The following is a 12,236-nucleotide window of genomic DNA, read 5'->3' as shown; positions in this document are numbered from 1 at the left end:
AGGAAAAAATTATGCAAATTACACTTAATATTCCAGATGATTTACCCGCCAATATTGTTCAGCAATATATCAAAACCATCGAAACGCAAATGTCATTAATGAGCAAATTAACAACTAAACCGGCTTATGAAGATAAAACAGTAAGCTTAAAACGTGGTTCTGCAAAAAAAATGATTACCTTTATAGCCGATGATTTTTGCGAACCATTAGATGATTTCAAGGACTATATGTGATGAATCTTTTATTAGACACGCATATTCTGCTTTGGCATTTGGCCGATAATCCGAAATTGAGTTTTGAAGCCAGTGATTTGATAGAAAACGATGACCATCAAAAATTTTTGAGTATCGTGAGTTTGTGGGAAATAGAAATCAAACGAAACATTGGTAAATTGGATATAACGCAGCCTATTGAGACGTTATTGCCTAAAGAGATTATTATTTTGCCTTTAAACATAGAACATATCGGCCATTTAAAAAATTTACCTTTTCATCACCGCGACCCATTTGATCGAATAATAATTGCGCAGGCAATAGTAGAAAAATTTACCGTGATTACGGATGATGGTTTTTTCAAATCTTATGATGTGCCGATTTTGGACGTGATGTTAAGGTCTTGATAGGGCTTGTAAGCCTGCGTAAAACCTTTACAAAACTTATATTAAGCCGCTCATTATACGATGTAGTTTATATATGCAGCATCGCAGAATGCGGACTGATATATCTGTGTTGAAGCGTGACGGGGTTTGAGGTGGTGCAGGATGCTGTCGACGATAGGAGGCGCATCGTTCGCGATTGATGCGCTTCACTTTGTTCAGCACATCCTACGGCCCTTCTTTGCAAGTAAAGCCGCCCAAAAAATGCACGAATCATTCCGAGATGATTATTTCCGAACAATGCAAGCATCTGATAGACAATAAATAGGACGCAATAATAAGCTTGTTATGATTTTTAGGTGGCAAGATGGAATCCGCACAATATTAGACAATTCGATACGTTTTGTCTAATAGCATAACTGGAATCAAGATAAGCATAGAGCACTGATTAGGTTACTTTGGCTGTGTTCTACCTATTGATAACTTGACAATCCTAGCTCCTCTTTCTTTGAGCTCTTCTTTTAGCTCGATATTTTCAGATATGATGGCATAAAATGCGTTAAATGCTTTTTTGTCGCTGTCTTTGTAAAGATTCAAGAATTTGGCTTAATTGCATGAAGTCATTGATTAAAACAGTACCTAGCTTTTCATCAATAAACTCTTCATATCGTTTCAATGAATTTTTTATGTTTCTTCCTTTAATTTTTGTTCTTGGTTTCATTATTTGAATTGAGAAGTTGTGTATGAAAAAAGGGGGTTATCAAACGAAATTAAAACATGTTGATAGAATCAGACACTTTGAACCATTTTGTCTACTGTTCAAAACCACGCGCTAGGTTTTATGCGCCTTACATTGGCATCAAAATACCAAAATATTTGAAAAAATGATATGACTGTCTGTTGTTGGTGTGTGGTTAACGATCTCTGACAGCCTCTGAATGACCGCTTTCAAGGCCTAACCGACGGTTCACTGGCACCCAGTGTCTGTCTCTTCCTGGCCGTACTGAGGTGCTCAGCTCCGCTAATTCCAGAACGATTCTCTGATTAGCCTAGACAACCATAAGTTTTCCTGATTACCCATAATCCTCAGCCATCTTCAGTAGCCGCATAGGCATAGGTGGCGTTCTGGCTGCAACGTAACATAGGCGGGGCAGCATATCCTCAAGGACAAATCGCCGATTGAAGCGATAACAAAACTCTGCCAAATAGCGTGGAAGGTGTTTGTGATTGATAGCGTGATACGCCCCGTCAATCGACCTTTTGACATTACCTATCATGGTGTTTACCCAAGTGAAAGACTCCAGTGAGACACATTCAGGGCCGCCACCGGTTACGATGTAGGTGTGCTGGCATCCTGTATCCTTAACAGCGGCGAAGCAGGCCAGTCCGTCCGAGACCACGTGACTGTCGGTGCTAAGGTGGCGCTTAGCCCAACGAGCGATTTCTTTGGAGCGGAACCCCTTGACCACAGTCATGCTCATGGCAATAGGATGCCCTTTTTCGTTGACCGACACCGCCGCCACAAAAGGTGTTTTGTTGGGGGAACCCCGTCCACGCTTGCCTCCCCGGTGTTCGCCGCCCCAATACACGTCATCCAGCTGGATGACGCCGGATAATAGCTTACTATCATCACGCTCCTTCATTACCTGCATCAGCTTCTGTTTGATGCTCCAGGCGGTATTGTATGAAACACCCAATTGGCGGCGCAGTGAAAGGGCAGAAACGCCAGTTTTTGCCTGTGTGGTCAAGTGGATCGCGAGAAACCAAATCGTTAACGGGAGTTTCGTCGCAGAAAAAATGGTACCACTAATGAGGGAATGTTGATGGTGGCAGCGATTGCACTGATAAACCGCTCGTGTTTTCAGGGTGCAGTAGCTTTGCCCGCCGCATTCAGGACAAACATAGCCTTGAGGCCAGCGCCACTGAAACAAGGCTTTTCGGCATTGATCTTCACTCCCATAATTTTTCATGAACTCGCCTAGGCTATAGCCTTTTTGAAATTGAACTTTGTTTTTCATGACGTTATCCCATTTATATGTAGATACTGCATATGTAGATACTGTCAGTATAGACATTTTTGTAACATTGGCTGTTCTTTATGGGTAATCAGGTAAGTTTTTGTTTTAATGCCCGGCTAGTCCTGTTGCGAGCAATCAATGATCATCACGCTTGATATTGTATTGATGCTCAATACCTTCGGTTAAATTATAACCGGCGTCATTGAATAGATCGCCGGTAAAAAATAAACGCCTATCTATAATCCAGGCAATTTTTTTTAGCGTATTGTTTTCTATGATAATGGTTGAAAGATTATGATTGCTATCAATAATCTGATTCACCATGGTTTTTGGGTTGGTCGGGTCTTCTTTTAGCGCGCCAGACACAATACGCTGAGCAGATTCTATGGTCAGTACTGGATGCGTAATAGGTAGCTCAGCGTTTTTATCATTGTTAAATGACTGCGCGTTAAAATAACCAATATCATAGACAAGCTTAAATAACAGACCCATCATAACCACACCACCGTAAGCACAGAGGCCAATTTTTAATCGCCTTCTAACGCGAGGATTTGATAGTTTTTTTAAAATAACGCGAACTTTTATATTCATTTTTATTGCGGTTCCATGGCTTTATGTTATTGCCTTAACGTCTTACAACGGCTCAAACAAAGCCGTCAGATCCTCCGCCGTCAGTTTCAACGATTCCTCTTTGGCTCCTTTCTGGTAAATCCCTTCGGCCAAGGCGCGTTTTTTATCCTGCATCGCGATAATCTTTTCTTCTACCGTATTTTCGGTAATTAGTTTATACACGAATACCGGCTTGTCCTGACCGATACGATAGGCGCGGTCTGCGGCCTGGCTTTCTGCGGCGGGGTTCCACCACGGATCGTAAATAATCACGGTGTCGGCTTCGGTCAGGTTTAAGCCGACTCCGCCGGCTTTCAGGCTGATCAGGAACACGTTCACTTCGCCGCTTTTAAAGCGTTCTATGGCTTCGTCGCGGTTGCGGGTTTGGCCGGTCAGTTTGGTGTAGCCGATTTTTTGGGCGCTTAACGCATCTTCAATCAGCGCAATCATGCGGGTGAATTGCGAGAATACCAGAATGCGGCGACCTTCTTCCAGTTGTTCCGGCAATAGCTCCATCAGCAAATCGAGTTTGGCGGATTCCTGCACTTTTTGCGCTTCTACTAGCCGCAGGGTGCGTGGGTCGCAACAGGTCTGGCGCAATTTAAGCAGGGCGTCCAGGATGGTGATATGGCTGCGCGACAGGCCTTTTTGGGCTATCGCATCGCGGACTTTTTTCTCCATGGTCAGGCGGATGCTCTCGTATAAAGCGGCCTGTTTCGGATAAAGCGGCACTGAGCGAATAATCTCGGTTTTAGGCGGTAATTCGGTGGCGACTTCCTGCTTGGTACGGCGCAACATGAACGGTGCAACGCGACGCGACAGCCGTGATCTTTGCTCGCTATCGCCATGCACTTCAATCGGAGTGCGGTAGCGTTTTTTAAAGGTGGCGCTGTCGCTAAGAAAACCCGGCATCAAAAAGTCGAATTGGGTCCACAGTTCGCCCAGATGATTTTCCATCGGTGTGCCGGTCAGGCATAAGCGGTGATTGGACTTTATACGGCGCACCAATTGCGCGGCTTTGGACAGCGGGTTTTTAACGACCTGGGCTTCGTCGAGAATCAGATAATGATAGTCATGTTCCAGCAGTGTTTCCTCATCCCGTGTCAGCAAGGGGTAAGTGGTCAGGATCAGGTCGTAGTCCCTGATTTTGTAGAACAGCTGCTTGCGTTCGGTGCCCTGCAAGATCAGGATTTTTAAGTCGGGCGTAAAGCGTTCGGTTTCCCGTCGCCAGTTGCTCATCAGGCTGGTCGGCGCGATGATCAGGCTGGGCAGACTCATCCGGCCGCTTTGTTTTTCTATTAACAAATGAGCCAGGGTCTGTATGGTTTTGCCCAGGCCCATGTCGTCGGCCAGAATGCCGGAGAACTTGTATTCTCGCAAAAATTGCAGCCAGTTGAGTCCCTGTTGTTGGTAATGACGCAGTTCTGCCTGCAAGTTGTTGGGCAGGGCGACATCTTCAATGCCGGTAAAGTTTTTAAGTTTTTGTCCCAGTTCCCGTAACTCTTTGCCGCCGTTAATACTGAACAGGCCATAGCTATGTTCTTCCATGTCGGCCAGCGCGGCGGCGTTAAAACGGGACAGTTTCAAGGAGCCGTCTTTGCCCATCGTGCTGCTGTTAAACAGCTCTATCAGCACGTTCAGAAACGGTTTGATTTTGTCGCTGGGTAAGGTCAGGTAGTTGTGCTCGCCCAGCGGGATGCTGAGCATTTCCGGCAGGTTTTCCAGGTCGTAGTTTTCCAGTACCGGCATAATCAACGGCAGTAAAGGCAAGGACTGGCCGTCAATGTCTATGTTAAAGCGCATTTCAAACCAGTCATTCTGGCTTTCGCTGATTTCGGCCTCCCAGTTCTGGGCGGTTTGAAAATTAAGCAGGAAACTCTCGTCTATGTCGATAATCCAGTCGTCCTGTTCCAGCTCCAGTAGGGTATTTTGGAGAAAGTCCCCCCAGCGTGCGGCGCTGTCCATTACGGTTTGTGCCCGACTGAACAACAGCAGTTCTTGTATGCCTGATTCCAGAGCAGGAGCCGGGGCAAATCCGAGTTCGGTCAGGCGATGTATTGCCAGCTGCTCGGTTTCTAGGTCGCGTTTAATCCGCACCAGTCCTAGCTCGGTTTTTACCACGCTATAGTCTTCCGGGGTGATCGCAGAAAGCGTCCACTCGCCGTAATTGAAACTGACTGCCATAAAATGGGTGTACTGCTGGGGCGATAGCTGACGGCCGAGCAGCAATAGCTTCGGTATAGGCGTTAGCTGATCGGCTTCGATTAATTCGACTTTTTTTGGCGCTGGGAGCGGCAGGCCCGGGTGTTCCATAATCAGGCGCTGACTGAATTCATCGGCATATTCGGCCGGAATTAGCGGGGCGGCCAGAATGTTTCTAAGTTGATCTATCGAGAGCTTATGAGCGTTGAGCGTGCCTATTAAACCCAATGCGCCGTCCAGGTATTGCGGCGGATCGGTCAGCAGCAATAGGGCCGAAGGATCGATTTCGACCGTTAATTGATAATCGCCGTTATCGGCTGTCTGCCAGTTAAATTTTAACTCGCGGTCGGTTCCCTTTGCTAGCGGAGCGCGCTCAGTGTCTTGCCAGAACAACCGACGTGTTTTCAGCAGTTTAGATAAGGTTAAATAACCTGTAGCGCCGTCAATTGAGGGTGTGCCTCTTAACGATAAGTTAGCCGTCAGCAGTTTGGCAATTTCCTGATCTTCCTGTCCAATATAACTGGCATAGGAGTAGCTGTAGCGCAGGTTATTTAAGGTCGTTTTTCTGCCTTTATTTAACCCCCCTGTTTTCTTTGCTTTGGTGATTAAAAAATCAATCGTGAATTCGTGTTTAGCAGGGCCGGGCTTGAGGATGTAAGCAATAAATTCCTGATGGACATTATGTTGCCCCGGCGTTTGCTGATGAAGGCTGTTGAGCCAATCCAGGCAACTGGATTTTTTCTTCGATATAGCAAGGCTTTGACCGGAATTTTGATACATCAGGCAAGCTGCCGCAACATGCTTGCAGTTAAAACCGACAGGGCAAGTACAATCGCCTTCAATTTCTGCCTCGCTATAGTCTGGGCGCCAGACGATGCGAATATTTTGCCGGTACGGGTCTTTATGGTTGCCGGTAACGGCGGCATTGAGCTGTACAAAAAAAGCGCCTTCGCTTTTAACAGCGAGATTAATCACTCGGTTTGTTTCAAAATAGCCGCGCCCACGCTCATAAAAAGCATCTCCACATTCGTGGCGTATATCGGAACGTAGCAGTTTCTTTTGTTGATTCATGAAGGCATGGGTACACAGTTGAACAAGGGGCGTTTATTGTACTGCAATTAGGCGCCATTGCAGGAATAGGTATATTCAACAATAGCGTTTTCAGGTAATTTCTGATTAAGTAGGGTCAATAAAATTTGAACATTTCAGGAGAAAAAATATGAAACGATATTTTTTACCAAAAAAGTCCGTAAAGCCCCTCCCTTTAGGTGGGGGAGGTAAGGATGCCCTTGATTTATTTTGTTTGTTCATCTATCATTTTTTCTGTTGGGTGCGTTGTTGCTGCATATCTCCTGTCATTAGGTTTACACTGAGATGGCGTGAAGTAAGACGACTTTCAGAGCCGTCCCCTTCGGGCATGGAGGGCTGTACTAAGGAATCCCCTCGCTTTAGCTGGGGGTGGATGTCAATGACCTGTTTATTGTTGGGCGCTTGCTCAAGTTTGCCGCCCGCGATAAAAAATCCCCCGCTGCATGACATTTCTTATGCTCAGGCAATCCAGCAGATTGCCAATTATAAAAATGCGCCGGTGCGTTGGGGCGGCGTTATTATTGATGTGGAAAATGAACAAAATTTCAGTCTGATTCAGGTGCTGTATTATCCGTTAAGCAGCAATGCTCGCCCCCAGACAGATCAACCGAATGAGGGACGATTCCTGATCAAAAGCCCTGAGTTTCTCGATCCGGCTGTCTACACCAGAAATACGAAAATCACAGTTGCGGGAACACTTACAGGTGATGTCGAACGCACAATAGGCAAAAAAGTGCTGCACTTGCCGTTGGTTGCCGCCACGAACATTCATCTTTGGCCGGTTTATGTGTACGACTATCGTTACGATTATTACGGCGGTTTCGGCTATGGTTACGGTCCTTACTATGGCGGTTATCCTTATTTTTGGGGCGATTACTATTGGCCAGCGTATTCCCCCTTTATGCGCTCACCTTTTTATTAAGTTTAAATGCTAGCGCGCCTTTTTTAGCAATAAGTCTAGTTTATTTTTTTTGTTGCTATATAATACCCGGCTTACCAAAGTTATCGATGCCTCGGTGGCGAAATTGGTAGACGCAAGGGACTTAAAATCCCTCGTTCGTAAGGACGTGCCGGTTCGACTCCGGCCCGAGGCACCATAAAAATCAAGGGCTTATGCAATCTGCAAAGCTCTTTTTTTATGCCTGAAATTTACGGGTCATGGCGAGGTCATGTTTTAACGAGGATTGCAGAATAGACAGGATTGTTTAAACTGCTCTCAAAGTCTGATCAAAATGGTACAAAACCACCCGCAACACCTGCCAGAATTTCAGGCACAAAAAAGGCCGGTGTTACCCGACCTTCAATTTATTTCTTAATATCTTTGTCTGCACAAATAAAAAGTATATGTCTGCCGCTTAGATCATACTTGCCGACCAGCTCACGAATGGCTACACCTGCCGCACGGTCATCCCTGATTGACCGATTACGAATAATCCGTTTAGCCGCTGTTGTTTCGCCAGTTGGTGAATCTTCTATCATAAAGTGACTGGATGAAAAAATTGTCCTGAGCCGGATTATTTTCAGCAAAGAGTACTGCTGCCCGATCTTTTAAAATTTCCAGTGACTCACCAACTGCTCGCGCAACGTCTAACTCTTTATATTTAAAGCCGGTAATCTGGCTGTTATCGAAGCCTGCCCTAGTCGTAAAAATATATCTGTTTTCCTGTGCCGGTGGAACTAAATATTCTAATCTTGATAATCTGGCGTGTAATCCCATCTATTCCACCACATGAAATAAGCGGACCTTGCCGCCTTGCTTCTCGATGGCAGCGATTTCTTTGGCCTGTGCTTCGTCGGTATCATCCAAGACTACATGCCAAAAACGCACAATCTTTCTAACACTACGCGCCATTGCTTCAAGTGCAGCCAGTCTGTTCTTTAAGCTCATAATTTATCACTCCACACCACATCATCTGCACCAATCAACCAAACTCCTAGGGTATCGCCCAGCGTTTGGAAAATATAGATTTCACGCCCGTCCATGTGCGCCTCGGTCATCTGTTCTTGTTCCTGTGCGGTTGGATCTCCGTTAATGTCCAGGCACAACCAAGGCTTATTGGGTACAGCCGATTCAAGCGACGCTAAACGTGTTCTTAATGTGGCCATAGTTATTCCTCTGCAATGCTGGCATCGACAATGTTAAAAATGATAATCTCTTGACCATTGGCTTCTGCTTCGGCAATCGTTTGCTGTTGCGCCTCTGTCAGCTCTCCATCACGAAACAAAACCACACCAGGCAGGAGCGGTAATGCATCTTCTGCGATTCGTTCCAATGCGTTTAAACGCCCTTTTAAGCTGCTCATTTCTTGACCTGCTCTAATTCGTCAATCCGCCGGGTAAGTTCTTGCAACTCAACCAATTTTCCTTGATTCGATAATGCCGTTATTAACTGGCTGCCAATATCAGGCGGTATCTGTCCGGCCATTGTTGCCCGGATAATTTCGCCGCCTTGGTCAGCCAATGAGCCATTAACCGGCAGGCATATCGGCATCGCTTGGGGTTTGAGCGTTGGGCATACCCTATCAAGCAAACACTTTGACGCTGCCACATCGCCAGCTTTGGCCTGCTCAATCAGACTTAAGATTATTTCCGGCATCGCTTCGGCAATGGATTTTCTTAAAAGGGTGGCCGGTGTTTTATCCTTTGGCTTTCCTTTGGGATTGCCGGACACGCCCGGCTGAAACTTTGTTGATTCCTTCATCTGTTCGATTCCTGTTAATTGCAGATAAAAACCGCTTAATTCATCGTTGCTTGGGTAAAGCTGGTTTTTAGTCTGCCATCCATCACATAATCTATGACCACGCTTAACAGGCCGTAAAAAATAGCCTTATCTTCCATCTTGTCAAAATGAATACGGTTATTGTCCAGTGCGTTAATTAAGTCAACACCACAGGAACTAAACGCCACCTTTAAATCCTCTCGACTGTTTGCGTTAGTTGGGGATGTTTGCGATAACTGCCACAAGCGTTCCATTGTTTGTGACATCATCAGGTTTTGTTCTGCGTTCTTAATTTCTTGTTCGATGTTCATTTGTTTTCGATCCTTGCCGGTGTTCGGCATTTAAATTAATGGGGTTTTGCTGTGCCGTTGGATCTCTGCAAAAAATAACTGAGCGTCTCAGGGTCGGCTTTGCATCGGTCGATAATTTCATCAATCATTTCCTGATCATCTTCGCCAATGGAAGCCAGCCAGTTGATAATTTTCTGATAGGTGGATAGCTCCGTTATGATTTCGGCTTTGTGAGATTTCAGGAACTCTCGTTGAGGTTGAGTCAATAAACTTGCCGGGGTGATTTCCAAGCTATCGCCAGCAAGCACAATAGAAAATCCTGCCTTTTCAATTCTCGATAATGCGCTCATTTAAAAATACTCCGTATCATTATTATCGTCGTTAATCGGTGCGTTTACCCCTACCTCTAAAAACGCTGTTTTATCTGTCTTGCTGTCGGAGGCCTCGCCGTTCGTGGGCTGTAGCCCCGACGGATAAATGCCTATCTGTCTATCTGTCGGGTTACCTGTCGATGCTACGGATTTCACCTCAGACGGATAGACGGATAAGTAATTATCTGTCGGGTTATCTGTCGGCGCTATAGGCCGCGCCGTTCGTGGGTTTGTTGGCATTATCGACGGATAGACGGATAAAATCGGAGGGGTGAGATAACGCATAAAAGCATCAGTGAATTGTTCCATCCTAAACCCACGCACCTCTCGAAAATCTACCGTTATCTTTTTTGATTCAATTTGATAAGGTTCAAGTTGCTTTTTAAACTGCCTTGGCACAATTGGCTTCCCTCGATTATAAGTTGACCATGGGGCTTCATCATCGTCACAAAGAGCCGTTAACAGATCCGCTGTAGATATTTTGTCGATACGCTTAGTTTCAAATATATTTTGAATATCTGATAACAACTCATTTCCAGCACTGACGGTTTTATCATTGGAGACTTCGGCCATTTTTAACGCTGCTGTTGTAGCCTTATTTATCCATTCCTCACCAGCACATGAAGCGATTGCTAACATACCGTCCCAGTTATCTTGCTCTCTGTCTGAAAGAGCCTCTGGTAGCCCCGGACGTGCTTTTCTTACTTGCTCTGAATAATCCAATGCAAATCTATCCAGCTTCGATGCTAAGCCCGTAAATAGATCAGGGTCGGCATGTCTTAACCGGCTAACGCTTTCACCTGATAACTTGCGCCTGAGATTAAAAACAATTCCACGGCTCATAGTGGCATCGGGCAAATGCTTCTCTAACTTTATACCTGCTAGGGCTTTTGCTGAGTAAACAGAAAACATCCGTGGTTCAAAGCTATCACCAACTGCCTCACTCCGTAACACAAAACCGCCTCTCAAATAGCCAGCGTTCACCATGCCATGTAGCTCTAAGTTATCTCTAAAGAAAGTGTCGGCTTCGTCTATTAATATCGTTGGTTTCCATAGCTCTACGGCTCTAAATAGTGCGGAAGCAGAAGCATTAGACGCTGGTATAGGCCTATAAGCCATTTTTCCCATCACATTCAAAAGCTGAGTTTTTCCGCATGCTTTTTCCGGCGCGTTGATGATTGCAAGAGGGGCGACATCTATAACATCAATGAAATAGGTCAGTGCACACCATAACGCGGCTGTATCGGCCTGATAGTCATCCAACACAATAAACTGGCGAATAGCTCCGGCGATCTCAGTAAGCAATTGATCAGGATTTATCGAGGTTGGGTGCGGCTCAATTGCAGCGAATGGCAAGCGTCCGGCTTCTTTATCGGCTCCTCTTACCGCTTTAACCTCTTTATCCAATGTTGGCGCTCTAACGCCCAAAGTTTTTGCGTGTGCATCGCGTTGTCGGTCATAGTCGATAGAATTAAGGGCTGATAGTTTTTGGATGATTTCAGCATCGGGCTGTTGAGCTTCCGGCGCCATTTCTTCATAATCAATTTCATCGGGCATCATGACTGCATCGCCTTTGAGTAATAAGTGCGGATAATTTCACGGCTGTGAATGAATTTAATCGGCTGCTGTGCTTTATCGAAGAAACCTATCGGGGTTGTGAAGTCCTCCCAGGTAGGCCAGACAGTAACGGATATTGCTAACGCTCTTAGTAGGCATTTAACCAGCTCAATGATTAGGTCTTTCGGTGCGCTACCATCCCACTCAATAATGACCGGACAGCCACTAACAGGCCATTTAAGCGAGTTGGGTTCTTGTCCGGGCGTTAGCACCATTGCGCATTTATCGCGGTCTTTGTTATGGTTTTTGGCTGATCTAAAGGCATCGCCGCCCAGGCAGATAAAGATAAACATCGGCAGATTGTCCCAGTCTTTACGATCAGCAAGGATTTTGCCGTAGGCTGGGTATTTTGATAAAAATGATGTCGTTTGTTGTGTGCTGCTCATAACAAGTCCCACACGAAAACCGCCAGAAACCATACTGAGGCCACCGCAAAAGCCGCTTTAATATGAAGAAAAACTGCCGTAAAATCAGGGTGTTGTTGCTTTACGCTGCCGGGTTCCCGCCCGGTGGTGGCTTTCATGCTACACCACCTTGAATACGCGCCTCAATCCACTCTCTTAAATCTTTAGTCCTGTATCTGACATTACGACCAATCTTGATGAAGGGGATATTATGTTCGCCAGTTGAGCGCCAGTTGAGCGCCATTTGATTAATGACTTCTCAGGTGTGCAAATAATAAGTATTGATGCTTCGGATGTATCGACAATGATATTGTCGTCTAAT

17 protein-coding genes and 1 tRNA gene are annotated in these 12,236 nt (G+C 45.6%); 4 read left to right on the top strand and 14 right to left on the bottom strand.

The features are described from left to right. Nucleotides 1-11 precede the first annotated feature (11 nt). Both ABXJ76_RS15605 and ABXJ76_RS15600 read left to right on the top strand, forming a co-directional pair. A complete protein-coding gene (locus ABXJ76_RS15605; RefSeq protein ID WP_432741758.1) occupies nt 12-233 on the top strand; it encodes a DUF2281 domain-containing protein in 222 nt (73 codons plus the stop codon). Then, a complete protein-coding gene (locus ABXJ76_RS15600) occupies nt 233-619 on the top strand; it encodes a type II toxin-antitoxin system VapC family toxin (protein ID WP_432741756.1) in 387 nt (128 codons plus the stop codon). The genes ABXJ76_RS15605 and ABXJ76_RS15600 overlap by 1 nt, the downstream gene beginning before the upstream one ends. 535 nt (nt 620-1,154) lie before the next feature. On the opposite strand, the gene ABXJ76_RS15595 is transcribed toward ABXJ76_RS15600, so the two are convergent. The 4 genes from ABXJ76_RS15595 to ABXJ76_RS15580 form a co-directional block, all read right to left on the bottom strand. Further along, a complete protein-coding gene (locus tag ABXJ76_RS15595) occupies nt 1,155-1,316 on the bottom strand; it encodes a hypothetical protein (protein ID WP_432741754.1) in 162 nt (53 codons plus the stop codon). Nucleotides 1,317-1,668: 352 nt separating this feature from the next. After that, on the bottom strand, nt 1,669-2,613 hold the full coding sequence (locus ABXJ76_RS15590; RefSeq protein ID WP_432740442.1) for an IS1595 family transposase: 945 nt from the start codon (nt 2,611-2,613) through the stop codon (nt 1,669-1,671). Between the two features lie 135 nt (nt 2,614-2,748). Beyond that, entirely contained in the window at nt 2,749-3,204 is a 456-nt protein-coding gene (locus tag ABXJ76_RS15585) for a hypothetical protein (protein ID WP_432741752.1), read from the bottom strand. Nucleotides 3,205-3,246: 42 nt separating this feature from the next. Further along, the gene (locus tag ABXJ76_RS15580; RefSeq protein ID WP_432741750.1) at nt 3,247-6,495 is read right to left on the bottom strand and encodes an SNF2-related protein; all 3,249 of its coding nucleotides are present in this window, start codon (nt 6,493-6,495) and stop codon (nt 3,247-3,249) included. Between the two features lie 397 nt (nt 6,496-6,892). Between ABXJ76_RS15580 and ABXJ76_RS15575 the strand changes: the two genes are divergently transcribed. Further along, a complete protein-coding gene (locus ABXJ76_RS15575) occupies nt 6,893-7,435 on the top strand; it encodes a Slp family lipoprotein (protein ID WP_432741748.1) in 543 nt (180 codons plus the stop codon). Between the two features lie 88 nt (nt 7,436-7,523). Beyond that, nucleotides 7,524-7,610 (top strand) — tRNA-Leu (locus ABXJ76_RS15570). Between the two features lie 341 nt (nt 7,611-7,951). Here the strand turns inward: ABXJ76_RS15570 and ABXJ76_RS15565 are convergent. Genes ABXJ76_RS15565 through ABXJ76_RS15520 form a run of 10 tightly spaced genes read right to left on the bottom strand, consistent with a single transcriptional unit; the run spans nt 7,952 to nt 12,033 of the window. Continuing rightward, entirely contained in the window at nt 7,952-8,230 is a 279-nt protein-coding gene (locus ABXJ76_RS15565) for a hypothetical protein (protein WP_432741746.1), read from the bottom strand. Further along, nucleotides 8,231-8,401 (bottom strand): hypothetical protein, encoded by a 171-nt coding sequence (locus tag ABXJ76_RS15560; protein WP_432741744.1) that lies wholly within the window; start codon nt 8,399-8,401, stop codon nt 8,231-8,233. It abuts the gene before it with no gap. Then, nucleotides 8,398-8,619: a hypothetical protein gene (locus ABXJ76_RS15555; protein ID WP_432741742.1), complete on the bottom strand. Its 222-nt coding sequence runs from the start codon at nt 8,617-8,619 to the stop codon at nt 8,398-8,400. The genes ABXJ76_RS15560 and ABXJ76_RS15555 overlap by 4 nt, the downstream gene beginning before the upstream one ends. A 2-nt stretch (nt 8,620-8,621) precedes the next feature. Then, complete coding sequence (locus ABXJ76_RS15550; protein WP_432741740.1) at nt 8,622-8,816, bottom strand: hypothetical protein; 195 nt, start codon at nt 8,814-8,816, stop codon at nt 8,622-8,624. Then, nucleotides 8,813-9,214: a DUF5681 domain-containing protein gene (locus tag ABXJ76_RS15545; protein ID WP_432741738.1), complete on the bottom strand. Its 402-nt coding sequence runs from the start codon at nt 9,212-9,214 to the stop codon at nt 8,813-8,815. The genes ABXJ76_RS15550 and ABXJ76_RS15545 overlap by 4 nt, the downstream gene beginning before the upstream one ends. Nucleotides 9,215-9,249: 35 nt before the next feature. Then, complete coding sequence (locus tag ABXJ76_RS15540) at nt 9,250-9,543, bottom strand: hypothetical protein (RefSeq protein WP_432741736.1); 294 nt, start codon at nt 9,541-9,543, stop codon at nt 9,250-9,252. A gap of 35 nt (nt 9,544-9,578) precedes the next feature. After that, a complete protein-coding gene (locus ABXJ76_RS15535; protein ID WP_432741734.1) occupies nt 9,579-9,872 on the bottom strand; it encodes a hypothetical protein in 294 nt (97 codons plus the stop codon). Further along, on the bottom strand, nt 9,873-11,453 hold the full coding sequence (locus tag ABXJ76_RS15530; protein WP_432741732.1) for a DUF3631 domain-containing protein: 1,581 nt from the start codon (nt 11,451-11,453) through the stop codon (nt 9,873-9,875). Beyond that, entirely contained in the window at nt 11,450-11,896 is a 447-nt protein-coding gene (locus ABXJ76_RS15525; protein ID WP_432741730.1) for a hypothetical protein, read from the bottom strand. The genes ABXJ76_RS15530 and ABXJ76_RS15525 overlap by 4 nt, the downstream gene beginning before the upstream one ends. Beyond that, nucleotides 11,893-12,033 (bottom strand): hypothetical protein, encoded by a 141-nt coding sequence (locus ABXJ76_RS15520; protein WP_432741728.1) that lies wholly within the window; start codon nt 12,031-12,033, stop codon nt 11,893-11,895. Before ABXJ76_RS15520 ends, ABXJ76_RS15525 begins: the two co-directional genes overlap by 4 nt. Nucleotides 12,034-12,236: the final 203 nt, after the last annotated feature.

It is taken from the genome of Methylobacter arcticus (genome assembly GCF_050917435.1).
In the GTDB taxonomy this organism is placed as follows: Bacteria; Pseudomonadota; Gammaproteobacteria; order Methylococcales; family Methylomonadaceae; genus Methylobacter_A; species Methylobacter_A titanis.
This window is presented reverse-complemented; position numbering and strand designations above follow the sequence as displayed.

Coding starts and splice junctions, on each gene's coding strand:
- ABXJ76_RS15595 (WP_432741754.1), bottom strand. CDS start 1,316: ATGAAACCAAGAACAAAAATTAAAGGAAGAAACATAAAAAATTCATTG.
- ABXJ76_RS15560 (WP_432741744.1), bottom strand. CDS start 8,401: ATGAGCTTAAAGAACAGACTGGCTGCACTTGAAGCAATGGCGCGTAGT.
- ABXJ76_RS15520 (WP_432741728.1), bottom strand. CDS start 12,033: ATGAAAGCCACCACCGGGCGGGAACCCGGCAGCGTAAAGCAACAACAC.
- ABXJ76_RS15530 (WP_432741732.1), bottom strand. CDS start 11,453: ATGATGCCCGATGAAATTGATTATGAAGAAATGGCGCCGGAAGCTCAA.
- ABXJ76_RS15600 (WP_432741756.1), top strand. CDS start 233: ATGAATCTTTTATTAGACACGCATATTCTGCTTTGGCATTTGGCCGAT.
- ABXJ76_RS15565 (WP_432741746.1), bottom strand. CDS start 8,230: ATGGGATTACACGCCAGATTATCAAGATTAGAATATTTAGTTCCACCG.
- ABXJ76_RS15535 (WP_432741734.1), bottom strand. CDS start 9,872: ATGAGCGCATTATCGAGAATTGAAAAGGCAGGATTTTCTATTGTGCTT.
- ABXJ76_RS15540 (WP_432741736.1), bottom strand. CDS start 9,543: ATGAACATCGAACAAGAAATTAAGAACGCAGAACAAAACCTGATGATG.
- ABXJ76_RS15550 (WP_432741740.1), bottom strand. CDS start 8,816: ATGAGCAGCTTAAAAGGGCGTTTAAACGCATTGGAACGAATCGCAGAA.
- ABXJ76_RS15590 (WP_432740442.1), bottom strand. CDS start 2,613: ATGAAAAACAAAGTTCAATTTCAAAAAGGCTATAGCCTAGGCGAGTTC.
- ABXJ76_RS15525 (WP_432741730.1), bottom strand. CDS start 11,896: ATGAGCAGCACACAACAAACGACATCATTTTTATCAAAATACCCAGCC.
- ABXJ76_RS15545 (WP_432741738.1), bottom strand. CDS start 9,214: ATGAAGGAATCAACAAAGTTTCAGCCGGGCGTGTCCGGCAATCCCAAA.
- ABXJ76_RS15555 (WP_432741742.1), bottom strand. CDS start 8,619: ATGGCCACATTAAGAACACGTTTAGCGTCGCTTGAATCGGCTGTACCC.
- ABXJ76_RS15605 (WP_432741758.1), top strand. CDS start 12: ATGCAAATTACACTTAATATTCCAGATGATTTACCCGCCAATATTGTT.
- ABXJ76_RS15575 (WP_432741748.1), top strand. CDS start 6,893: ATGACCTGTTTATTGTTGGGCGCTTGCTCAAGTTTGCCGCCCGCGATA.
- ABXJ76_RS15585 (WP_432741752.1), bottom strand. CDS start 3,204: ATGAATATAAAAGTTCGCGTTATTTTAAAAAAACTATCAAATCCTCGC.
- ABXJ76_RS15580 (WP_432741750.1), bottom strand. CDS start 6,495: ATGAATCAACAAAAGAAACTGCTACGTTCCGATATACGCCACGAATGT.